The following is a 21,259-nucleotide window of genomic DNA, read 5'->3' on the forward strand; positions in this document are numbered from 1 at the left end:
GGAAATCCATGAGACATCGGGAAGACTCGTTTCACTCGAAGCCGATTAAACCCATCGATTCACCTTGCCACGCGCTTTCTACCCTCTCCAGCACACCAAGCCATTCGAGTGAGCGACTACGCCAGAAGCCGCGCCGAGCACCCCGGCGTGTATGGCATGGAGCCGCGGCGGGCCCACCCAGCCCGGCCCAAGGCCGGGTTACTTCCTTCGCCCCGCAGGGGCGGGCCCCCGGCGCGAAGCGCCTTCAAAGGGGCCCGGGAGCGAAGCGACCTGCCCGAAGGGCAGCGCCTTTCGCCCGCCCGTGCCCGAAGGGCACTTGAGGGGCGGGCCAGCCCGCAGGGCTGTCCATCAACCCCCATTAGGCATACAAAAGGGGGGCGGCGAATCCGCCGCCCCTTTCACCTATCCGGCCTATCGGCCCGCCTCTCACCGCTCCCACCCCGGGAGCGCGCCCGGCAGTTCGCAGGCCATGTCACCCCACGAGCAAACCGCGCTCGCGCACGAAGCCCAACCACGACTCGCGAGGATCACCCCGCCCCCGCACACCGGGCAACGGTGCTCCGGAGCCGCAGGCTTGACCCGCCATCCGAAGCGCGCCGCCACCTCTGGGGCCGGAGACTCAAGGCAGGTCCGGGTGACGTCGTCGAGGGTCGCGGCGGGGTTCTCCAGAGTGGTCAGGACCGCGCACACCGCGAGCGTCACCGCGTGGGCCTCCGCCTCGGACAGCGTGAGCCCGTCCAGGACGAGGGCAGCGCCCCGGTGCACCGCCGCAAAGGCCCCCTCCAGGCCGTACGCGACCGCCTCAGGCTCGTCCACGGTGTAGCCGAGCAGACCGTCCCGGGAGACGGCCCACGACTCCTCAGGGTCCAACTCAAGGTCCCGCACATCGAGCAGGTGCCCACACGCCAGACACCGGAACAGCCGGGTCGGCTCAGCCCGGTACGAGGAGGGGGAACCGGCCGGGCACTGCGAGCAGTAGAGCACCGTCATGGGCACGGGCATGGTCATGGGGGCGGCCTTCCGCTAGAGGCTTCTGGGGCGTGTCCCAGGAGGCCGCGCGGTGCCCCGCGCTTTTTGACCCGGTGCGCGCCGAAGGCGCAGGGCCAACAACTTTTTGCCGGAAAAGGCGCCGCAGGCGCCCGGCAAAAAGCGGTCCGCGCCAGCGGACCGAAATTGCCGGTGAACGCGCCCGAAGGGCGCCCGGCAATTTCGCCCGCAGGGCCCGCCAGGGCCCGGAGGGCGGCGCGGGGCACCGTGTGGCACCCTGGGCCACGCCCCAGAAAAAGGCCTGAACCCGCACTCAATACTTCGCTGCGCCTCGTCCGCCCTGCGCTATTACAAGCCCCGAGCAGCGCCCGGGGCCGCACAATGATCCTGCGCGGCGGCGCGGTGTGCGTCGCGGAGCGGACCGTGCGCGTCTATCGCGCCCACGTGGCGCTGTGACCCGTCCCGTACGGCCCCCCCGGTACGCCAGCGGCTGGTGAGTGCGCGCCATCGAAGATTAAGCAGAGGGCCCGCGCCATGGGCGCGGGCCCTCTGCTTGCTGCGAGTCCCGCGCCGCCTAGTAGGCGTAGCTGCTGTCTGCGGCGGCGGTGACGCGGGAGATGCCGCTGTCGGCGGGCAGGGCGGTGGCGGAGCCGGTGGCGGGGGGCGTGGTGGTGGTGCCGTCGCCGAGCTGTGCCTTGGTGTTGGCGCCCCAGCCGATCACGGACCCGTTGTCGAGAGCGGCGATCGTGTGGGTGGTGCCGCTGGCGATGGACTGCACGCCCATGCGGGTGTCGAGGGTGACCGGGGTGGTGCGGTCGGTGGTGGTGCCGTCGCCGATCTGGCCGTGGGTGTTGGAGCCCCATCCGGCCAGGCTGCCGTCATACAGGAGCGCAAAGGATGAGGAACCACCGGCGAAGATCTTGGATACATCGTCCAGGGAGGCCACGGCGAGAGGCTTGGCGCTGTCGTCGACGGAGTCCGCTCCGAGCTGACCCTCCGCTCCCCGGCCCCATGCCTGGACGATGCCGTCGGCAGTGAGGGCGAGGACATGGGCGGTGCCGGCGGCGATCTGAGCGATGTCGGTCAGGTCCGGGACCTGCTGCGGGGTGGGGCGGTCGGCGGTGGCGCCCAGACCGAGACGGCCGTTCGCGCCCCAGCCCCAGGCCCACAGGGTGCCGTCCTGACGCAGGGCCAGGCTGAATCCCTCGCCAGCCGCGACGGCCTTCACCTTGTCCAGGCCCTCCACGGGGACGGGCGCCTTTTGGATGCCGCCGGTCGTGCCGGTGCCGAGCTGGCCGTGGGCGTTGTCGCCCCACGCCAGGACCCGGCCACCCTCCACGGCCAGCACGTGGTCACGGCCCGCCGCCACCTGCGTCACCCCTGACAGGCCCGCCACCGCGGCCGGGTGCGACTGCGCGACCGTGCTGCCGTTGCCGAGCTGCGCCTTCCCGTTCGCACCCCAGGACTTGACGGTGCCGTCGGCGAGCAGTGCGACAGCGAATCCCTCGCCGGCCACCAAGGACCTCACCTCCGCCCGCGCGAGCCCCGTGACCGCTGCGGGCTGCTGCCGGGCTGCGGTCGAACCATTGCCGAGCTGTCCTTCAGCGTTGACGCCCCACGCCTGCACCCACGGATCCGTAGCCATATCCCGACTCCCTCAATCGCTTCATTCGGCGCTCCAGAACCCTCTGCAACGCACCGGTGCCCCCACCCTTTAGGACACACACCGTCCCGGTTGAGAAACGCTCCGTAATGGCTGCGAGATTGGCCGACATGCGGCCCCCTGGCTCAATTGATCGCGTGCCTTCGAAGTTTGAGTGCACCTCTGAGGCTGCCTGCCGGTGCGTGTGGTCGCGCCCGAGAGGACCCCAGGCGCGACCACACGGCCGAAGGGCGCTACTCGGGACGGACCTGTGCGGCCTGCATACCCTTCTGACCTCGTTCGGCGACGAAGGACACCGCCTGCCCCTCCTTGAGGGCCTTGAATCCGTCGGCCTCGATGGCCTTGAAGTGCACGAAGAGGTCATCACCCCCGTCCGCGGGGGTGATGAAGCCGTATCCCTTCTCGTCGTTGAAGGTCTTCACGGTGCCTTGTTGCCGGTTGCTCACGGGTTCCGCCGATCTCTGAAAAGGAATGATCCACACCAATCACACCATCCCGGCCCCTCCGGCACGGGCAGATTTGCGCATTCTGACCAGCGTGATCAACCTCCGCCGACACAGACTCGTGTTCGTCAAACTTCCCTACGTTGTCCTGCGGGAGGCGGTGAGCCCTTCGTATGGTTCACCCACCCAGGGGCGCCGGGTGTGGCTTTCAATCTTCTGCCGCTTGTGGCTTCCATCGATTGGCCGCCCGGCGCCCCACGACGACTCGGCTGCCAATTAGGAATTGCGAATGATCGCCAAGTAGGGAATCGACAGCGAGGTCGTCCGTGGGAGGCACCAGCACCACACCGCACGGAGGCACCACATGGCCGCGATCTGGGCCGGCATCGACGCAGGCAAAGCCCACCATCACTGCGTCGCGATCGACGAGAGCGGCCGCCGGCTGCTGTCTCGACGCGTCGCCAACGACGAACCCGAACTGCTCGAACTCCTCGCCGACGTCCAGGCCCTGGGGGACGAAGTGACCTGGGGCATCGACCTGGCCGACGGCGGGGCCTCCCTGGCCATCGCGCTCCTGGTCAACCACGACCAGCCGCTCCACTACATCTCCGGCCGGGCCATTCACCGCGCCTCCGAGAGCTACCGCGGCGAGGGCAAGACCGACGCCAAGGACGCCGCCGTCATCGCAGACCAGGTCCGCGTCCGCCGGGACCTGCACCCCCTACGCACCGGCGACGAGACCGTCACCGACCTCAAGCTCCTCACCGGCCGCCGCATGGACCTGGTCGCCGACCGCACCCGCACCGTCAACCGCCTCCGTGCCCAACTCACCGGCATCTTCCCCGGCCTGGAGCGGGCCCTGGACCTCACCAACACCGGCCCGCTCACCTTGATCACCGGCTATCAGACCCCTGCGGCCGTCCGCCGGATCGGCGTCAAGCGGCTGGAGACCTGGCTGCGCAACCGCCACGTCGTCCGCCCCGACCGGCTCGCCGAAACCGCTGTCCAGGCCGCCGAACGGCAACACACGAGCCTGCCCGGCGAGAAGCTGGCCGCCACGTTGGTGCACACCCTGGCGAAGGAGGTGATGAGCCTCAACCAGCAGGTCGCCGAGCTCGACAAGGCCGTCGAGGCCCGGTTTCGTGACCACCGCACCTTCGAGGTGATCACCAGCATGCCCGGCCTGGGCATCATCCTCGGCGCCGAGTTCCTCGCAGCCACTGGCGGTGACATGACTGTCTTCGGCACCGCCGACCGCCTCGCTGGCTTCGGCGGCGTCGCCCCGGTGCCCCGCGATTCCGGGAAGCTGAGCGGGAACCTGCGCCGCCCGCAGCGATACAACCGCCGCCTCCAACGCGTTTTCTACACCTCGGCGTTGTTCAGCATCCGCCACTGCGAGGAATCCCGGCGCTTCTACGATCGCAAACGTGCCGAAGGCAAGCGCCATACCCAGGCCGTCCTGGCTCTCGCTCGCCGTCGCGTCAACGTCCTCTGGGCCCTCCTGCGAGACGGACGGCGCTACGAGCCAGCTCCGCCGGCAAGGGCTGCCGCATAGGAAGGGACGCGACACGCTGCGCGCGGCCAGGTGGTCTGACCGATCCCGTCAGACCAGGCAAAACTCGTTACCTTCCGGGTCTGCCATCACCACGTGATCCGGCCTGCCCTGCAACTCGTCCTCGCGGACCACGGTCGCGCCCGCAGCGGTCAACCGCTCCACCGCCTCGACCACGCGCGGCCAGCGCACCTCCCACGGGGTTTCACGGCCGCCACCAACTTGGACGTCGATATGCAGCCGGTTCTTCGCCGCCTTCGGCTCCGGCACCTTCAGGAAGGACAAGGTGGGGCCTACTCCGTCCGGATCTGAGAGGTACGCCCCGTCATCCCACTCGTCCTCCGGAACCTCATGATGCGAGAACCACTCCTCCCAGCTCCCGAACCCTGCGGGCGCGGGCTTCTCCTCGTAGCCCAACGCCAGCGCCCAGAACGCGGCCAGCTTCCCCGGGTACGCGCAGTCGATCGTCAAGCTCCACTCGGTCCCCATGAGCCCTCCCCAGTCGGATGAACGGACTGTACCGCGCACCTCCGACACCTCCTGCCCGCTGCCTCAAGCGTGCACCGCGGCTTGACGAACGGCATTAGGAATCGATGGCACTGATCAATGTTCGTTGACACAGGACACGGGACAACCTCCTGTGACTGAGTGCGCCACTTGGCCCGGATGAACAAGTTGGATGCTCAACTCGGCGTCGGCAGGGCCGCCCCTACCGGCGGCGGCCCCGGCCTCGCGAGACGCATCGTTCCCCAGTCCACTGGCGGTCACCGCCCGGGCGCGCGCTTCCTCCTTGGGGGTCACTCACCTCTATCGAGGATCACGCGCTGCGCGGTCGCCGTGTGGGCGGACGCCGTGGCCCCTGAAGGGGTTTCAGGAAGCGCGATGTCCCTTCGATTGCAGGTAGAGGGCTGAGACGCCTGCCATATAGGGGGTTGCCATGGATGTGCCCGAGAGCGTGGCGTACATGCCGAGGTCGACCGGGTACGTGGAAAAGACGAGGCCGCCGGGGGCGCCGAGGTCCGGCTTGATCTCCAGCTCGGGTCCGGGACCCCAGCTGGAAAGCTGCTGGGTGACTGCGCCGGGGCCGCCGGGAGTGTCGGCTGCCGCTGAAGCTGTGCTGACGGCGAGCAGGGCGGCGGAACCTGCCAGCGCGATGGCGCAATGAAGGCGGCGGGTAGTCATGGGGGCTCTCCTCATCGGATCGGATGCCAAGATCAACGACGCCTGCCTGACACGGTTGCGGCTGCGGTCGCCCAGTCACCGGGGCAACGCCATCTACGGCAAGGCCCACGCCGCTGCCCTCCGCGGCGACCACGCCACCGCCCGCGACCTCGACGAGCGGGGGCGGCGGGTCTTCGACTCGGCCGGCTCGTACGAGCAGACCTCGGACTACGCGGTGCCGTGGTGGCGGCTCAACGTGTTCCGTTCTCTGCTCCTCGCCCGCCTCGGCGACGAGAAAGCCGCCACCGACGCGCAGGACCAGGCCCTCGCCGAACTCCCCGCCACCCTGCCCCGCTTCGCCACCCACCTCGAGCTCCACCGGGGGCTGATGCTCGCCCGCTCCGGCGACCGGGCGGGCGGTGTCGCGCAGGCCACCGCCGCGATGGACGCCCTGCCGCCCGAAAAGCACAGCCTCACCCTGCGCATGCTCGTCAACGAGATCCGCGCCTGAACGGGAGCGGACTCACCGCTCCCGTCCTCGCGCAACATGCGCCATGGACGTCCCCGTGAGACAGGAAGTCGGGTACGCCCTGTGCGAGTGCTACGCAGCGGATCCCGCCACCGACTTCACATCCATACCCGGGAGTCTCCTGCCCCGGCCGGCCGACACCGCAGCGCCCGGCGCCGCCACCGCGTCGATGATGCGCTGACAGACCGGTGACGGATCAGAGCGCAGTCACCTTGTACTCGGGAATCTCATCCCAGTCCGCAGGAGCGCAGTCGCTGGGAACGAGGAGCGCGGTCAGCGGCTGCAAGACGTTGGCCACGGCTCCCGGCAGACCCAACGACTCCCCCTTCTCCCGAATCGCGGCCAGGCACCGCGCAGAGAACACCAGGTTGTCGAGCTGGCCTTCGACCAGATGGCCCTTGTTACCGGCGAGGGCCTTGATTGCGCCGACCTCGGGCACGGGCAGGTCGGGTTTCGGGGCTGCGTGGGCGGTCCCGGTCACCGACAGCACGATGCCGATACCGAGGAGCGACGCGAGAGCATGCTGCTTGCGAGAGATCATGATCAACTCAACGAGGAGGCGGGCGGGAAGTCACATTGAACGCCTACGCGGAGCCGATCGCCCGTCCCCGCCCGCAACCTCCTCGGCAGACCTACGCGGCCTGTACCGACCGCTCACCCGGCGGCCGCAGCCGGTCGCTCTGCTGACGGCCTGCCGCGCGTGAGCTGCGCGCAGCGCGGGCCGCCGCCCGCGTGCCACTCCAGCACTGGGGCGATCTCGTCCCCGTGCTCGGGCACCACAGGACCGGGTCCAAGCCGCCGCAGTCGTGCCGCTCGCATACGCAGTCCTCGCCGGTCCTGGCCTGCGGGACGCCGTGGCGGACCACGCCGCCGCGGCCGGTCCTCGTGGTGGTGCCGCGCAGGCGGGCCGGCCATTCCAGCGTGATGCGCAAGGCCCCGGATCCGGACCGGAACCGGTCGGTCATCCTGACGTCGCCGAGCACGGCGAGCGGGCCCGCGCCGGGTGCGGTGAGCCGGGTCAGCGTGGCCCCGACATAACCGGCCGCCAGGGCGGCCAGCGCGTCGGCGTCCACGTCGTCGGCGACCCAGCCCGACAACTGGTCGGTGCCCTCGATGTCGTCGGCGAGGCCCAGCCACGGGGCATCGAGCCGGAACCGGCCTGTGGCGCCCAAGTCGCCGCGTACCAGCAGCGAGGCCGCCCCCGCCCCGGCGGGAAGGGTGATCTTGTCGTGGGCGAGCAGCCACAGCGCGGCATTCACCTGCTCTCGACCGGGCGGGAGCACTATCGTGGGCGTCGTCTACTGCGAAGAGGAAGTGCTCATGACCACTGCCCCGGGGCCCTCCCACGGTGTCCCCCCGATGCCCGAGCGCAGCATTCCCGCGCTGCGTGCGGCGATCGCCGCGCATGCTCCGCAGCTGCTCGACGACTTCGAGGCCAACTGGCGGGCGAGGGTCGCCGACACTTTTGACATCGGTGCGGCGCCGGCGTTCCTGGCACGGTGGTGGGGCGAGTATGCCCTGGCCCGGGATCCGGACCTGGATCATCACGTGCGTGATCTCGAACAGCGGGCAGCGGAGTGCGCGGACCCGGACAAGGCCAGGGACCTGTTGGAAGAGGCGTCGCGTATCCATCACCGGGTGGCGTCCCTCGGGCCCGGCGAGTGAGCGCAGAGTTCACCGGCCCGCCGTGGGCCGCTGACTGGACCAAGCTGGCCGCCGAGTACCGCGATTCACTGCCCGAGCCTGTGCGGGATCTGGTCATCGACGCGGTCACGGAGCTGAAGACCTCACGTCACCCCTACCGCGACGACCACCTCGACACGACAAAGGTCAGCATCGAGCCGGTCCGCTCCACCGACCCCCGCGGCGCCCACATCCTGTACTTCGACCGCGGCCACGGATGGCTGCGCTACACCTTCACCCATCGCACCGCCGACCCGCAGATCACCATCGAGCAGCTCTTCTGGCAGTAGGCACAGGCCCATCGCGCCCGCCGCGGACGTCACGGCCCAGCGGCCGCGTGTCAGGCGCCGGCCTGTACCGGGCATGCAAGAAACCGATTACCCACCTCCGGGCGAGGCAGGTCCACCACCGCCCTAACTTTTCGATCTTGGTGCCGGTTGCCATGGTGTCCTGGACAGATGCACGTGCCGGAGCGCTGACTTCACGGCATAGGCCGCTTGCGTGTGCCGCAAGAGGTACATGCTTCGCGTGCGCTGCGTGCGCCCCCGATGCTCCTTCCCGGCTACGGCTCCCGGTTTCTGTGTCCATGCCAGGCGGGAGGCTCTCGGGAGCACCGAGCCCCGTCCCAACCGAGAACCGGAGTCCGCCCATGGGTATCGCGTGAAATCCCCCGCTCTCGCCACAGTGCCAGCTGCCCCCAATTCCATAGGCCGGCAGGTCGACGCCGTCCTCGCCGCGTTCATGGACGCTAGGGCTCGGAGTGCCGCCACACAGGGATTTCCCCCCGAGATCGCAGGGATCCTGCGCGCCTTCCTGTTCGCCGGGGGCAAGCGGCTGCGGCCGCAGCTGTGTGTCATCGGCTGGCAGAGCGCGGGCGACGGTCCGGTGCCGGCGCCGGTGGTGCAGGCGGCGGCGTCACTGGAGATGTTCCACGCGTTCGCCCTGATCCATGACGACGTCATGGACGATTCGGCTCTTCGCCGCGGTCGCCTCACCGTGCACCGCTCGCTCGCCGCCCACCACGCCGGCCGGCCGGATGCGGGGCGGCTCGGCACCAACGCGGCGATCCTTGTGGGCGACCTGGCGCTGGTCTGGTCGGATGTGCTCCTCAACACCGCGGGTCTGACCCCCGTGCAGCTCGCGGCCGCGCATGAGGTGGTCGATGCGATGCGGACCGAGCTGATGTACGGGCAGTACCTCGACCTGTGCGCGACCGGGCAGGCCAGCGGCGACGTGGAGGCGGCGCTGAGGACCGCCCGGTACAAGACGGCCCGGTACACGGTCGAGAGGCCGTTGCTTCTGGGGGCCGCGCTGGCCGGCGCCGGATCCGGCGTGCGTGAGGCGCTGAGCGCCTATGCCCTGCCCGTCGGCGAGGCTTTCCAGCTGCGCGATGACCTCCTCGGCGTCTTCGGCAGTCCACACGTGACCGGGAAGCCTGCCCTGGATGATCTGCGCGAAGGCAAGCACACCGTCCTGGTCGCGCTGGCACTTGGGCGCGCCACGCCCCGGCAGCGGGACATCCTGCACACCCTGCTCGGTGATCCCGGCCTGGATGAAACCGGGGCCGACCGCCTCCGGGGAGTGCTCACCGACACCGGCGCCCGGGACGAAGTGGAGGGCATGATCAACGCTCGGCGGGCGCAGGCGTTTCGCGTACTGGACAAGGCGCCTTTCCCGGCCGGCGTCACCGCGAGCCTGCGGCAGCTCACCGACATTGCGACGGCCAGGACTTCATGAACCCGCTTCCGCCGCCTGAGCTCACCCGTCGTGAGACTCGCGTTCTCCCCCATCAGCCTTCATGCCGGGCGGCACCGCCGTCCCTGGTCCGAAGGCGCACCGACACCTCAGCCGCCGTGAACTCATCTGCACCGCGTGACGAAACGGCCGACAGGTTCAGCCGCCGGGAGCCATCGTGAAGAACCGCAGTCCGATCCCCACAGCAGCCGGGGGGCTGCCGCTGCTGGGCCACCTCGTGCCGCTGCTACGCGACCCCTTCGGGTTCCTCATCCGCCTGCCGGAGCAGGGTGACCTCGTACGGGTCCGTCTTGGCCCGTTGCAGGCGCTCGTGGTCTGCGACCCTGCCCTCGTCTCCCAGGTCCTGCGCGATGACCGGACCTTCGACAAGGGCGGACCGGTCTTCGACCGGAGCCGGGAGTTCTTCGGCAACGGTCTGGCCACCTGTCCGTACGGTGACCACCGCCGCCAGCGGCGCCTGCTCCAGCCGGCCTTCCACCCCGCCCGGCTCCCCGGCTACGCGCAAGCCGCCACGGACCGGGCCGCCGAGACGGCCGGAGCATGGCAGGACGGCCAAGTCCTCGATGTCCTCGCCGTCATGCAGGAGCTCACCGCCCGGATCACAGTCGACACCCTGTTCTCCACCACCGTGGCGCCCGAGGTGCTCACCCAAGCCGTCAACGACCTCAACACCGTGGTCGGCGGACTCTCGGTGCGGATGGCAATACCGCCTGGGCTGGACCGGCTGCCCGCCCCCGGCAACCGCCGCTACCAGCAGGCACGCGCCCGCCTGCCGCGCACCCTGCGCCGCCTCGTCACCGAACGCCGGGCCGCCGGCACCGACCATGGTGATCTCCTGTCGATGCTCCTGACCACCCGCGACGCAGACTCCGGTCCCGCCGAACAGATGCTGAGCGATGCCGAGATCATCGACCAGATCCTCACGTTCTTCGTCGGCGGCACGGATACCGCAGCCTCGACTCTGGCCTGGGCGCTGCACCTGCTGGGACAGCACCCCGGGATCGAGGCGCGGCTGCACGCCGAGGTCGACGCCGTCCTCGACGGCCGTCCGGCCGGCCACGCGGACCTGCCGCGTCTGGAGCTGACCGGCCGCATCGTGACCGAGACGCTGCGCCTGTGGCCTCCCGCCTGGGTCGTCACCCGCACCTGCATGACCGACACCCGTCTGGGCGGGCACCAGATTCGCGCCGGGGCGACCGTCGCCTACAGCCCCTACCTCCTCCACCACCGAGGCGACCTGTATCCCGACCCCGACCGCTTCGACCCCGACCGGTGGGCACCCGAGAACCCCCAGCCGCCACGGCGCGAGGCGTACATCCCCTTCGGGGGCGGGGCCCGCAAGTGCATCGGAGACCGGTTCGGCATCAACGCGAGCGTGCTCGCCCTGGCCACCATCGCCGGCCGCTGGCGCTTTCAGCCCCTTCCCGGCATGCGTGTGCGCCCCGCGCTCGGCGTCTTCGTGAACCCCCACGGGCTGCGGATGCGCGCCACCGCCCGTACAGCGACCGGCACAGCCAGCGTGGTGGCACGAGAACAGCAGCAGTGACCGCCCCGCGCCCCGCCTCGGCCGCGGAACCGGTGACCGGCGCAGACGGCGATCCTGCGCCGTCTGTGAACGGCCGAGGACCCCTAGCCCCCCACCGCCCAGGATCCTGGAGGAATCGTGACAGGTGCGCTGCCCCGACCGGATGAGTTGTCTCCTTCGGTGTACGACGTCGCCGCGGTGGCTCTGGTCGACGGCCCGCAGCAGCCCGCATGCCTGCAATGGCTCACCGAGCACCGCACCACCCCCACCACTTGGGGAGCACCGCCCCACGTCAACTGGTACGACGCCTACCTGTCGACCTATGCCGCCGCCCTCGCCCTGCACAACGCGGGCCGGCGCTCCCTGGCCGAGCCCGCCCTGGCCGCGCTGGCCTCGCTGGTCCCCCAGGCTCCCGCCGGTGTGCTGGAGACCCTGACCTTCGGCGGCCTCGTGGACGCCCTGGACCGGTTCTGCGCCGACCGCGGCTGGCCGGTACCCCGCCACCCCGAGCCCGTACGCGCCGTCATCGAGCGTGAACGCGCCAAGTGGCGGCGGATGCGAGCCTGGGACCGCTTCCTCGACCCGGACCTGTCTATCGCCGGCTACTGCGCCGAACGCGTCTACGGGGACGAGGAAATCGATATCGGCGCCTTCCTGGAAGCCTTCCAGGCCCCCAACGGATCCATATCCAACGCCCCTGGTGCGTCGGCACTCTTCCTCCTCGAAGCGCAACGCCGGGACAAGAACGCGGCATCCGAGCGCATCGAACGGCTGCGTGACTACCTGAACACCTCCCCCGTCCCGGTCGGCTACCTGGACTGGGTCCCCCACTTCACCACCGCGTGGACGGTCATGTTCGAGGACGCCGCGGGCTCAACGCCGACCCCGGACGCGGCGGCGCTTGATGCGCTCTGTGAGGATCTGCACCACCCGTCCGGCCTGCTGTGTACGGTCAGCACCCTGGACGGAGGAGTCACCATCCCCGGTGACAGCGACAGCACGGCCTGCGCCCTGCTCGCCGCGCGGATCACGGGCCGCAAGGTGCCCGGCTCCTCCCGCCTCGACGTGCTCTACGACCCGTCGCAGGGCTGCTATCGCACCTTCCTGTTCGAGCACGACCCGTCGGTCACCACCAACATCCACATGGCGGCCGTGCTCGCCCTCGAGGGACGCCACGACCGTTTGACCCAGGTGCTGCGCTGGCTCACCCAGGCGCTCAGCGAAGGCCGGACGCTGTGCAAATGGCATCTGTCCCCGCTCTACGCGCTCGGTGAACTGGCCAGGATCACCGCGGGGATCGACCAACCGCTGGCGGCGCCGCTCTGCGTGCAGGCTGTCGAAAGCCTGCTGGCCACGCAGAACCCGGACGGCGGATGGGGGCTGCACGGCTCCACCACCGAGGAAACCGGCTACGCCGTCCACGGCCTGGCCGGCGCCACCCGAAGCCACGCTCACGCCTACGGCCCCAAGGCGACCGACGCTCTCGGCGGCGCCCACACCTACCTCACCACCCACCAACCGCGGGAAGCCGCCCTGTGGCTCGGCAAGACGCTGTACTGCCTGCGCCCCCTCGTACCCGTACTGAACCGCACAGCCCTCGCCCTGACTGAGCAAGCAACCCAAGGACGTCACTGACACTCGGTCCGGCGGGTCCGGCAGGATCGGCGGAGACGAGCAGAGAAGACCCTGTGTACAGGGACCGCCGTCCCATCACAGTTCTTACGGCGCTGTCGGGTCTTTGGTGTCGTCGTGGGCGACGCCGAAGAGATCGTCGAAAGCAGGCTCCTGCGCTGCGGCGTCGCCGTCCGGGCGGTAGCGCTCGCAGTTCAGGTGCCAGTCATGGGACCCGCGGACCAGCATGCGCAGGAGTTCCATGCACTGCTCGGCAACCGAGCAGGCCTCGTCGGACAGGTGCAGTGAGCCGAGGAGACCGGGGAGTTCCCGGCCGGCCTCGAGGAAGACCTGGACCCTGTCGGTGATCAGGCTGTGAACGTGGTCGACCGCCTGCTGGGGAGCGAGACCGTGCTGGGCCTGGAGGGCGAGTGCGAGGTTGCTCGTCTCGCCGGCGGCCGCCTCCTTGGGGTAGCTGACGAGGTCGTTGGTCCACATGATGATGTCGGCCGCGCTCCACAGCAGGCGCTGATAGGCGGTACTGCAGTACACGGTGTCGGGCAGCCACACGCGGTGGGTGTGGTGCTGAAGGTCGTGCGCGAACGCGACCCAGCCGAGCCTGCCGCGCAGCTCCATGCACGTGGCGACGTCCATGGGTGTTCCGGTGGCCCGGTGGACCGAGGCCCGCAGCTGGCAGCGGAACGCCTCGGACATGTGGTCGTAGAAGCGCCGGCGCCACGTCGGCGGGCTGACATCTACGGTGCGTCGCCATAGGTCGGCCAACGCGGCCGTGGCCGGGTTCGGCCGGACCTGGGAGCCAGTCTCGTCCAGGAGGATGGTGCGGAAGTCGTCCAGGACCGGGGCCAGGAGGTCGGGGCGCAGACCGGCGGTGGCTTCGTCGATCTGGTCCTCGAACAGGGCCGCCCAGGTCATCCAGTCGGTGAACAGCCGCAGCGCGGGCCAGTCACTGACGGTGGGAGCGTAGTAGGAAACCATCACATCGATCTGGTATCTCCGCAGGCGCAGTGCGGCCGCGTCGGTGGTCACCAGGCCGAAGCGTCGGGCCCACTCCAGCGTGGCGGGGTACAGCCCGTCTTCCAGAGGATTCGTCCGCGAGGGAGCGAAGGGGATGTCGATCCTCGGGATGGTTATCTCGCTGGCCATCTGCTCTCCTCGCCGGTTGTAAGGCGCGGCGCAGAAACCGCCCGCACCGTGAACGCACCCGGCGCGGCCGTGCTCCGGGCCCGAACCCGGAACGCCCACGCCTGCAGCAAGCAGAACCCGCGCCAGGGGCACCACACCAGAGCACACACCGGGCGCACCAGAATCACGCGCACAGCACACCACGCCACCGACCATCCCCTGCCGACAGGCTCGCCCGCCCTCTCAGCCAGCGGCCGCAGGCGTCCCCTCCCCGAAGGCCGATGGGCCCTCAGGGTGCAGTTGAGAACTCGTCAGCCGAATGGAGCGGGGCCCAATTCCTTCCCAGCCGGCGGGGTCCTGTCATGCCCGGCAGTCCGCGGCCAAAGGACGTCGTATCCCACCGATTCCCCGTGCCGGTCACGTCTCGTCCGCGGCGATGATCCGGTCGGCCGCAAGGTGAGGGCAGTCCCCACGGTGCCAGGTCACCGCCAACCGATCCTCGCCGCACAGGGTCTGTGCCGTCCCGTCGACAGCGGTGGCACGACAGAACGAACACACGAGAGTCGTCGGGCGCAAAAGATCGAACATGACCAAATCCCCTCCCACAAGCGACGCTCCGACACCCGGTCATGTTCAGGAGTATCAGACCTGCCGTCCGTAATCGGCGCTACCGGCGAGTTCCGTGAACGTCACCTCAAGGCCACGGTGAGCGACGAGCTGTCCGAGCTGGAGAGCACGCCCAGGGGCCCCTTCTTTCGTTTCCCCCCGGGCCAGGGTTCCAATGCGGGGGAGCTTGACCCACCAGCCCGGGGCCGCTGCCGCGGTTGAGGAGTATCAGGTCCGGGTGTGGGCCGGGACGACTAACAATCCGGTTGGGTGTCAACGTGCTCCACAAAGGAACGCCCGGAAGTGATCTTGCCAACTGCGGCACCCCTGTGACTTGCTGAAGTCAACCGATGACCTTCTGTATCTGGCGGTCAGGGAACCAGGAAAGGCTGACGATGAGCACTGTCCACGCAGCAACCACGGGTGGCGAGCACTTGGCCCCTCCGATCAGCACGCTCGCGGGGAGCAGGGTCGCGGGCCTTAAAGGGGACAACGAGCCCGCCCTTGTTGCTGAGCTGAACTGCCCGCTTGGGGTGGCGATGGACGGCACGGGCACCCTCTACATCGCCGATGGCGAAAACCACCGGGTCCGGAAGGTCACCACCGACGGGAGAATCAGCACGGTCGCCGGAACCGGCACCGCCGGCTTCGACGGTGACGACGGCCCCGCCTCTACGGCCCCGCTGAACAGCCCGTACGCAGTGGCGGTGGACAGCGCGGGCGCCCTCTACATCGCCGACCACGGAAACCACCGCATCCGGAAGATCACGGCCGACGGGAAGATCAGCACGGTCGCGGGGAACGGCACCGCGGGGTTCGCGGGAGACGGCGGCCCGGCGAACGCGGCCCAGCTGCACAACCCGTGCGCGGTGGCGGTGGACGGCGCGGGCGCCCTCCACATCGCCGATTCTGGAAACCATCGCGTCCGGAAGATCACGGCCGACGGGAAAATCAGCACGGTCGCCGGCACCGGCAGCGCAGGCTTCAGCGGTGACGGCGGCCCCGCCTCCTCGGCCCAGTTGAACAGCCCTTATGGGCTGGTGACTGACAGCACTGGCGCCCTCTACATCGCCGATTCTGGAAACCACCGCGTCCGGAAGATCACGGCCGACGGGAAAATCAGCACGGTCGCCGGCACCGGCAGCGCAGGCTTCAGCGGTGACGACGGCCCCGCCTCCTCGGCCCAGTTGAACAGCCCTTATGGGCTGGTGACTGACAGCACTGGCGCCCTCTACATCGCCGATTCTGGAAACCACCGCGTCCGGAAGATCACGGCCGACGGGAAGATCAGCACGGTCGCGGGGAACGGTACCGGGGCCTTCGACGGTGACGGCGGCCCGGCCTCTTCGGCGCAGCTGAACCATCCGCTGGGGCTTGCTGTGGACTGCGTCGACACCCTCTACATCGCCGACCACGGCAACCACCGGATCCGGAAGATCACGTCGCCGACGATGGCCGGGCTGCCCGAATCGGGCACGGTGGTCTCCTGGGCCAACGTCCGCAGCAGGCTGCGGATGGCAGTCGCGCGCGAGTCCACCGCGGACGGGGCCGAGATCCACCAGCTGCTCGCCGTTCCCAGGGATCACCAGCGGTGGCGGCTGGTCGCGGCCGGCCAGCACAACGGCGACGTCCTGTACAGGATCGAGAACGTGCGCAGCGGCAAGGCCCTGGAGGTCAAAGCGCAGGAAGCGGGGGCGGTGGCAGTGCAACGCCCCTACGAGGGGGCCGACGCCCACCACCAGCAGTGGAAGCTGATCCCGGCGGGCTCCGAAAGCGACACCCCGCGGGTGTACGAGATCGTGAACCGCAACAGCGGCCTGCGCCTGCGAGTCGACACCAACGCCCGCGCAGCGATCACGCAACACGAGGCGGAGGGCGACCACCGAAGCAGGCAGTGGCAGCTGCTCCCCGTGTGACGCAACAGTGGTCAGGGGCATCCCTCGCCCCTGACCACGTAACACTTTCGTCTCTCGCCCGTACGAGGCTGAAGGGAGAGGTGGGAAGGGGAGCGAAGCGACGAGCAGTTCGCAGGGCGCGGTGAGCGTCGAACCTTCTGCGCGCGTGCCGCATCATCGACCACACCGGGGGCCTGCTCGGCGGCCTGCGGCGGCATCCACCGGGGACGCAACATCACGCCAACGCCTCCGTCTCTCGCCTGCTCCTCACGCCCGGCCTGCCGCATCATGGGCGCCATGGGAGATCAAGAAGACGACGGTGTGAGGGTGACCGGCGACTGCGGGCGGCTTGTCGTGCATGTCGGCGGTGAGATGGACATCGACCGGGCCCCGATGCTGCGCAATGCCTTGCACACCGCGATCACCCGGCCCGGCGGCCCCGACGAGATCATCGTGGATCTGGCCGACCTGTTCTTCTGCGACTCCGCCGGCCTCAACGCCCTCCTCCAGGCCCGGCACACCGCGCAGGAACACGGCAAGCAGCTCATCCTGCGCGCCCCGCAACGCCAGGTCCTGCGCCTGCTGGACATCACCGGCGCCGACACGCTGTTCACGATCACCGGCACCTGAACCTCGGGCACCCCGGCCACCGGAAGAACGGAGACCGCGTGAGCGCCGCCGCGGTGCTCCGGCACCACAGGGCCGCAGGGCCGGGCGGGGACAGCGCGCAGCGCGATTACGTCGTCAGGCCTGCGACATCCGGCGGTACGGGCGTGCCCGTGTCACGGTGGCAGGGCGACGAGAGGTCCACGCACGCGGGGCCCGGCCGGTCGAGAAGCCACCCCGGCCGGGCCCCGCTACGCACGCCGTCACCCGACGCCGGTCACAGTGCCTGCCACCGCAGCGGCACTGTCTGAGGCAACAGCAGGTCACCAGAACCCGAGCACCCCTCGCTTCGGCGACGTCCGGCTGCCCGCCCGCTCCGGCACCGAACCCGATCGGCCGGAGTCAGTGCCCCGGCCGGTGAAAACTGGGTACGAGCCGGCCGCTCGGGTGGGTCCGTGCCCGGGATGTCGGATCAGGTGTGCAGGAGGCTGTTGGCGCCGTCGTGGCCGTCGGCGTGGTCCTCGTTGAACCAGTAGTCGCCCTCCGCCAGGTAGCGGAAGGAGTGCACGCGCTTGGCCGACAGGCCGACCGTGACCGCGCGCATTCCGTCACCGCGGGGCTCAAGGGTGTGGGCTTCCAGCCGTTGAAGTCACCGACGACGCTGACCGGGCCGGGCGGAATATCGGCGGGCAGCACGAAGGTGACCTGAGCACGGTCCTTGAGCAGCTTGCGTTCGAGCATGGCGGATGAGCTCCTGCAGACGAGGGGGCTGTTTCCGCTCATCCTGCGGCCGCCATCGCGGGCAGGCACCCGCACACGGCCGCGTACGGCTCCGGCTTCACCCGCCCGGTGCCACCATCACGAGCACGGCACTTCCCTTGGCTTCGGCAGCCGGCGTGACCGCGGCCTCCACCGGAGCCGGACCGTGACGGTCCTCGATGCCAGGGCGTGCCTGCGGTGAGCCCAGGTCCAGGAGGTCGGGGAGGTGGGCGGTCAGTGGCCGAGGGCGTTCTTGAGCTGCTGCTTCGTCATCGTCGACCGGCCTTCGATGTTGCGCTTCTTCGCCTCCTGATACAGCTCGTCCTTCGTGCGCTCCGACGAACCGCCGCCACTGCCCGACTTCTCACCGCCCCGCTGCGCGGCGGACTTGCCCTGCGTGGAACTGCGGCCGGCCGTCTTGCTCTCCCCCGAACGGGCACGTTCCTTGTTCACCGTGCGGGAAGCCATCTCCTTGGCACGGCCCTCGGACATGCCGCGCTGTTCACCGGACTCCTTGATGTGCTCGTACTGGCGCTCACGCTTCGCGCTGGAACCTCTGGGCATGACACATCCCCTCTCTTGATGGTGTCGGGTCACCGTCATGCTGAGCGCAGGCCGAGTGCCACGCACCTCCGCCGGGCCCAGATGAGGGGATCCGCCGGGTCTGCCCACTCGGCTTCGTCGACCGCCGGGTGCCGCGGCCCGGACACCGAGCGTGCCACGGAGCAGTCCGGCTCGACCGCCCGGCGTTCAGCCGGCGAGCGCGACGAGTCTTCGGTACTCCAGCTGGCCTGCCCGTCTGGCCGTGAGGTGGACGTGCACGTCGGGGAGGTACTCCTTCAGGGCGTTGTAGCCGGCGGTGTAGGCCTCCTCTTCCTGCGCGCCGGCGTCGGCCGGCATCCAGAGGACCAGCAGCTGCTCGCGCCTGCGTGCGCCTTCCGGAGTGGCGAAGGACAGCTCGTGGACGACCAGACGCGCCTGGCCGGCGGGCAGGGCCGCGACCAGCTCCTCGTGGGTCAGATTGCCCTCCACCTCCACCACCAGCACACCCGGCGTGTCGGCGAAACGAAGGATCACGGTGTTGATCTCCCGCGTCTCCCGCAGGTGGTGCAACGCGTCACGGCAGCCTTCCGAAAGGCCGATCGGGCTGTTCACCAAGTCCTCACTCCGCTCGTGGCCTGAGTACCCCATGCGGGTCGGCCTTCCACTCCGGCGGGCGGGACGAGACCGGGCCGGCGTCGGGCAGCAGGCCGAGTATGTCCAGCAGCAACGCCAGATCCCGTGCGTCGACCGCGCGTGCGGCAACAGCACGGCGCGCCGCCGCCCGGTCCGCGGTCCCGGAACACGCCAGGAGAGCCGGCTCGTCACAGCCAAAGGGATCCTTCACCCCGCCGATCCCACCACCCCCACCCGGCATGCGCAGGCGAACTACTCCACCTGCCCCGTCTGCGACAAGACCAGGCGCCCCGACGACATCACCGAGCGCGCAAGGCGGGGAATCGAACTGCAGGCCGCGCCTGACCGCCGTCGTGCTCGTCATCCCGCCCATCCCTGCCGCAGCCCTGCAGGGACGGTGGACGTGGAGCAGCTGCGCGGGCGGGCTCGGCGTGGCCGACCAGGGCATCGCCGTCGTCGCCTGGCGGTGTTGGCTCCGTAGGCGAGAACGGAGAGCGTTTGTAGTTGAGCGGGACGAGCACCAGCTGGCTCTGGATGCTTGAAATGTTGGCGAGATCTGAGAGCACCTTGTGGCGTTTCGCGCCGGCCTCCCGGGCGGAGGCTGGTCCGTGGATGCGGAGGCTCGCTGGGGGTGGGTAGCAGGATCTGGAGTACACGGTGGGGGCGATCCTCAGCGGCCTGAGCCACGTACGGTGGCGTGAGCTGACGCATGCCTACGGATCCGCGCAGGAATTGCGGACTTCACCGGCTAGTGATCACACTTTACGATCATGCCCATGCCGACCACACCGTCCTCTACTCCCATCCTGCGCGGCCGCGGCGGAGCCGCACTCCGTCACGATGACGGGGCCCTGACGCTGCGCCGCGGGGACGAGGAGACACGGATCCCCCTGGAGGCCGTCCGGGCTGTCCTGGCGGACGACCAGTCCGTCACAGTCGAGCTGCGCGCACCGGAGGGTGCCCCGCCCGTGATCCACCGGGTCGAGGGCGTCAGCGCGGCGGCTGCGAGCATGTTTGCCACAGCTCTGGACGCGGCCCTGGCCGAGGTGCCGGTGTCCGACTCGTCCTTTGACGGCGCCGCACTCGTCACCACGCGCTCTCTGCGCACCCCTCGTACTCCCGTCAGCGCCGGCGAGAAGGCCAAGGGCCTGGCGTGGGCCGTGGTCGCCCTCGGCCCGGGTCTCGGGGCGCTCATCGCCATGAGCGTGTTGGTCGTCATACGAGGAGAGCCGGGAGCGCTCGTTCTCTCGGTCCTGATGGGGATCGTGGCGCTGCTCTTCAACGTCGTGAGTGCAGTCACGATGGAGCGGGGCTACCAGATGTGGCGCCTGCCCCGGTATGGGATCACGGTGACGGCGGTGCGCACCAGCCCCTTCGGCAAGTCAGGGACGTACCAGTACACGGACCAGAGCGGCGCATCCCACAATTACTCTCGGCAGGCATACGCGAGCGAGATCGAGATCAGCTACCACCCGGACGACCCCGGCACGAATGTCGGCGTCTACCCCGTCGTCGTGCGCGTGCTGGTCACGCTCTCGTCCCTGCTCCTGTGGGGCGCGACCATAAGCCTCATCTACCTGATGATCCTCATGGGCCGCAACGTCTGAGGGGCAACGAACATCCAGGTACGTGATCGAGCCTGACTCCTGTAACTCATGGCCTGCCCCGCTCTCGTCATGCCGGGCACAACGACCGCACCGAAGCAAGCACCCAGGCGCTTCCATAACTCGGCAACATCACTTTCCCGGGGCACGGTGCGCTCTCGCCGCTGAGCGACAAACGTTCTCGGAACTCGGTTCTGGCACAGATCTTGGGGAGCGGTCGCGGAGGGTAACGGTGTCGTTCGATTGGAGGGAAGGGGCACGAGGCCGGGTCCGTCAGCGTTCACGCATCCTGGTCCACCACCAGCCGTCCATTTCCCACTCGATGTAGTTGGGCTCCGGTAAGGTGCGGCGTTCGAATTCCTCATCAATGCGCGTGATCAGTCGACCCAAGTCCCGTTTGGCTCCAGGAGGAAGGTGCAGCATCGCCCGCTCCAGATCGTCACGAGCGTCTTCCACCTCTATCCCAGGCGAGCAGACCTCGGAGGCGTTCAGGTAGCGGCCAGGTTGCTTGAAGGCCCACTCGAAGCGATAGAGCGCATGAGCAACCGCGTTGGGCCACAT

22 protein-coding genes and 1 pseudogene are annotated in these 21,259 nt (G+C 69.4%); 11 read left to right on the forward strand and 12 right to left on the reverse strand.

The window, feature by feature from the left end; all coding sequences use genetic code 11:
- Positions 1 to 426: 426 nt before the first annotated feature.
- From ACFYZL_RS36310 to ACFYZL_RS36320, 3 genes are all read right to left on the reverse strand, one after another.
- Positions 427 to 1,008 carry a hypothetical protein gene (locus tag ACFYZL_RS36310; RefSeq protein ID WP_388685012.1) on the reverse strand — a complete coding sequence of 194 codons (582 nt, stop codon included), beginning with the start codon at positions 1,006 to 1,008 and terminating at the stop codon, positions 427 to 429.
- 553 nt (positions 1,009 to 1,561) lie between these two features.
- A complete protein-coding gene (locus ACFYZL_RS36315) occupies positions 1,562 to 2,632 on the reverse strand; it encodes an RCC1 domain-containing protein (RefSeq protein WP_388685014.1) in 1,071 nt (356 codons plus the stop codon).
- A 251-nt stretch (positions 2,633 to 2,883) separates the two neighbouring features.
- Positions 2,884 to 3,096 carry a cold-shock protein gene (locus ACFYZL_RS36320; RefSeq protein ID WP_388685017.1) on the reverse strand — a complete coding sequence of 71 codons (213 nt, stop codon included), beginning with the start codon at positions 3,094 to 3,096 and terminating at the stop codon, positions 2,884 to 2,886.
- A gap of 361 nt (positions 3,097 to 3,457) precedes the next feature.
- Between ACFYZL_RS36320 and ACFYZL_RS36325 the strand changes: the two genes are divergently transcribed.
- On the forward strand, positions 3,458 to 4,648 hold the full coding sequence (locus ACFYZL_RS36325) for an IS110 family transposase (protein ID WP_388685020.1): 1,191 nt from the start codon (positions 3,458 to 3,460) through the stop codon (positions 4,646 to 4,648).
- A 48-nt stretch (positions 4,649 to 4,696) separates the two neighbouring features.
- Here ACFYZL_RS36325 and ACFYZL_RS36330 read toward each other — a convergent pair whose 3' ends face one another.
- Complete coding sequence (locus ACFYZL_RS36330) at positions 4,697 to 5,134, reverse strand: VOC family protein (RefSeq protein WP_388685022.1); 438 nt, start codon at positions 5,132 to 5,134, stop codon at positions 4,697 to 4,699.
- A 381-nt stretch (positions 5,135 to 5,515) separates the two neighbouring features.
- A complete protein-coding gene (locus ACFYZL_RS36335) occupies positions 5,516 to 5,827 on the reverse strand; it encodes a S8 family serine peptidase (RefSeq protein WP_388685024.1) in 312 nt (103 codons plus the stop codon).
- An 85-nt stretch (positions 5,828 to 5,912) separates the two neighbouring features.
- Here ACFYZL_RS36335 and ACFYZL_RS36340 point away from each other — a divergent pair.
- Positions 5,913 to 6,317: pseudogene (locus ACFYZL_RS36340) on the forward strand (XRE family transcriptional regulator); the annotation flags it as partial.
- 55 nt (positions 6,318 to 6,372) lie between these two features.
- Positions 6,373 to 6,516 (forward strand): hypothetical protein, encoded by a 144-nt coding sequence (locus tag ACFYZL_RS36345; protein WP_388685026.1) that lies wholly within the window; start codon positions 6,373 to 6,375, stop codon positions 6,514 to 6,516.
- 15 nt (positions 6,517 to 6,531) lie between these two features.
- Here ACFYZL_RS36345 and ACFYZL_RS36350 read toward each other — a convergent pair whose 3' ends face one another.
- Together ACFYZL_RS36350 and ACFYZL_RS36355 are read right to left on the reverse strand one after the other, a co-directional pair.
- Entirely contained in the window at positions 6,532 to 6,876 is a 345-nt protein-coding gene (locus tag ACFYZL_RS36350) for a hypothetical protein (RefSeq protein WP_388685029.1), read from the reverse strand.
- Between the two features lie 91 nt (positions 6,877 to 6,967).
- Entirely contained in the window at positions 6,968 to 7,594 is a 627-nt protein-coding gene (locus ACFYZL_RS36355) for a hypothetical protein (protein WP_388685032.1), read from the reverse strand.
- Between the two features lie 100 nt (positions 7,595 to 7,694).
- Between ACFYZL_RS36355 and ACFYZL_RS36360 the strand changes: the two genes are divergently transcribed.
- From ACFYZL_RS36360 to ACFYZL_RS36380, 5 genes are all read left to right on the forward strand, one after another.
- The gene (locus ACFYZL_RS36360) at positions 7,695 to 8,000 is read left to right on the forward strand and encodes a hypothetical protein (RefSeq protein ID WP_388685035.1); all 306 of its coding nucleotides are present in this window, start codon (positions 7,695 to 7,697) and stop codon (positions 7,998 to 8,000) included.
- Positions 7,997 to 8,308, forward strand: coding sequence for a hypothetical protein (locus tag ACFYZL_RS36365; protein WP_388685038.1), 312 nt, complete (start codon positions 7,997 to 7,999; stop codon positions 8,306 to 8,308). Before ACFYZL_RS36360 ends, ACFYZL_RS36365 begins: the two co-directional genes overlap by 4 nt.
- Positions 8,309 to 8,678: 370 nt before the next feature.
- Positions 8,679 to 9,755, forward strand: a complete 1,077-nt coding sequence (locus tag ACFYZL_RS36370) for a polyprenyl synthetase family protein (protein ID WP_388685040.1) — start codon at positions 8,679 to 8,681, stop codon at positions 9,753 to 9,755.
- Between the two features lie 175 nt (positions 9,756 to 9,930).
- The gene (locus tag ACFYZL_RS36375; protein WP_388685042.1) at positions 9,931 to 11,319 is read left to right on the forward strand and encodes a cytochrome P450; all 1,389 of its coding nucleotides are present in this window, start codon (positions 9,931 to 9,933) and stop codon (positions 11,317 to 11,319) included.
- 117 nt (positions 11,320 to 11,436) lie between these two features.
- Positions 11,437 to 12,933, forward strand: coding sequence for a hypothetical protein (locus ACFYZL_RS36380; protein ID WP_388685045.1), 1,497 nt, complete (start codon positions 11,437 to 11,439; stop codon positions 12,931 to 12,933).
- Between the two features lie 84 nt (positions 12,934 to 13,017).
- On the opposite strand, the gene ACFYZL_RS36385 is transcribed toward ACFYZL_RS36380, so the two are convergent.
- A complete protein-coding gene (locus ACFYZL_RS36385; RefSeq protein WP_388685047.1) occupies positions 13,018 to 14,073 on the reverse strand; it encodes a hypothetical protein in 1,056 nt (351 codons plus the stop codon).
- 980 nt (positions 14,074 to 15,053) lie between these two features.
- On the opposite strand from ACFYZL_RS36385, the gene ACFYZL_RS36390 reads away from it, so the two are divergent.
- Complete coding sequence (locus ACFYZL_RS36390) at positions 15,054 to 16,574, forward strand: RICIN domain-containing protein (protein ID WP_388685049.1); 1,521 nt, start codon at positions 15,054 to 15,056, stop codon at positions 16,572 to 16,574.
- Positions 16,575 to 16,850: 276 nt separating this feature from the next.
- Complete coding sequence (locus ACFYZL_RS36395; RefSeq protein WP_388685051.1) at positions 16,851 to 17,183, forward strand: STAS domain-containing protein; 333 nt, start codon at positions 16,851 to 16,853, stop codon at positions 17,181 to 17,183.
- Between the two features lie 448 nt (positions 17,184 to 17,631).
- On the opposite strand, the gene ACFYZL_RS36400 is transcribed toward ACFYZL_RS36395, so the two are convergent.
- The 3 genes from ACFYZL_RS36400 to ACFYZL_RS36410 form a co-directional block, all read right to left on the reverse strand.
- Positions 17,632 to 17,763, reverse strand: a complete 132-nt coding sequence (locus ACFYZL_RS36400) for a hypothetical protein (RefSeq protein ID WP_388685053.1) — start codon at positions 17,761 to 17,763, stop codon at positions 17,632 to 17,634.
- 389 nt (positions 17,764 to 18,152) lie between these two features.
- A complete protein-coding gene (locus tag ACFYZL_RS36405) occupies positions 18,153 to 18,482 on the reverse strand; it encodes a plasmid stabilization protein (protein ID WP_388685056.1) in 330 nt (109 codons plus the stop codon).
- Between the two features lie 186 nt (positions 18,483 to 18,668).
- Positions 18,669 to 19,073 (reverse strand): hypothetical protein, encoded by a 405-nt coding sequence (locus tag ACFYZL_RS36410; RefSeq protein WP_388685059.1) that lies wholly within the window; start codon positions 19,071 to 19,073, stop codon positions 18,669 to 18,671.
- A gap of 797 nt (positions 19,074 to 19,870) precedes the next feature.
- Here ACFYZL_RS36410 and ACFYZL_RS36415 point away from each other — a divergent pair.
- Positions 19,871 to 20,701: a hypothetical protein gene (locus ACFYZL_RS36415; RefSeq protein ID WP_388685061.1), complete on the forward strand. Its 831-nt coding sequence runs from the start codon at positions 19,871 to 19,873 to the stop codon at positions 20,699 to 20,701.
- A 270-nt stretch (positions 20,702 to 20,971) separates the two neighbouring features.
- Here ACFYZL_RS36415 and ACFYZL_RS36420 read toward each other — a convergent pair whose 3' ends face one another.
- Entirely contained in the window at positions 20,972 to 21,259 is a 288-nt protein-coding gene (locus tag ACFYZL_RS36420) for a hypothetical protein (RefSeq protein WP_388685063.1), read from the reverse strand.

The sequence above is a fragment of the Streptomyces sp. NPDC001717 genome, assembly GCF_042892775.1.
Classification (GTDB): Bacteria; Actinomycetota; Actinomycetes; order Streptomycetales; family Streptomycetaceae; genus Streptomyces.

Excerpts from the sequence above, each read along its gene's own strand:
- ACFYZL_RS36310 (WP_388685012.1), bottom strand. The coding sequence starts at position 1,008 with ATGACCATGCCCGTGCCCATGACGGTGCTCTACTGCTCGCAGTGCCCG.
- ACFYZL_RS36315 (WP_388685014.1), bottom strand. The coding sequence starts at position 2,632 with ATGGCTACGGATCCGTGGGTGCAGGCGTGGGGCGTCAACGCTGAAGGA.
- ACFYZL_RS36325 (WP_388685020.1), top strand. The coding sequence starts at position 3,458 with ATGGCCGCGATCTGGGCCGGCATCGACGCAGGCAAAGCCCACCATCAC.
- ACFYZL_RS36330 (WP_388685022.1), bottom strand. The coding sequence starts at position 5,134 with ATGGGGACCGAGTGGAGCTTGACGATCGACTGCGCGTACCCGGGGAAG.
- ACFYZL_RS36335 (WP_388685024.1), bottom strand. The coding sequence starts at position 5,827 with ATGACTACCCGCCGCCTTCATTGCGCCATCGCGCTGGCAGGTTCCGCC.
- ACFYZL_RS36350 (WP_388685029.1), bottom strand. The coding sequence starts at position 6,876 with ATGATCTCTCGCAAGCAGCATGCTCTCGCGTCGCTCCTCGGTATCGGC.
- ACFYZL_RS36360 (WP_388685035.1), top strand. The coding sequence starts at position 7,695 with ATGCCCGAGCGCAGCATTCCCGCGCTGCGTGCGGCGATCGCCGCGCAT.
- ACFYZL_RS36385 (WP_388685047.1), bottom strand. The coding sequence starts at position 14,073 with ATGGCCAGCGAGATAACCATCCCGAGGATCGACATCCCCTTCGCTCCC.
- ACFYZL_RS36390 (WP_388685049.1), top strand. The coding sequence starts at position 15,054 with ATGAGCACTGTCCACGCAGCAACCACGGGTGGCGAGCACTTGGCCCCT.
- ACFYZL_RS36395 (WP_388685051.1), top strand. The coding sequence starts at position 16,851 with ATGGGAGATCAAGAAGACGACGGTGTGAGGGTGACCGGCGACTGCGGG.
- ACFYZL_RS36400 (WP_388685053.1), bottom strand. The coding sequence starts at position 17,763 with ATGCGCGCGGTCACGGTCGGCCTGTCGGCCAAGCGCGTGCACTCCTTC.
- ACFYZL_RS36405 (WP_388685056.1), bottom strand. The coding sequence starts at position 18,482 with ATGCCCAGAGGTTCCAGCGCGAAGCGTGAGCGCCAGTACGAGCACATC.
- ACFYZL_RS36415 (WP_388685061.1), top strand. The coding sequence starts at position 19,871 with ATGCCGACCACACCGTCCTCTACTCCCATCCTGCGCGGCCGCGGCGGA.
- ACFYZL_RS36420 (WP_388685063.1), bottom strand. The coding sequence starts at position 21,259 with ATGTGGCCCAACGCGGTTGCTCATGCGCTCTATCGCTTCGAGTGGGCC.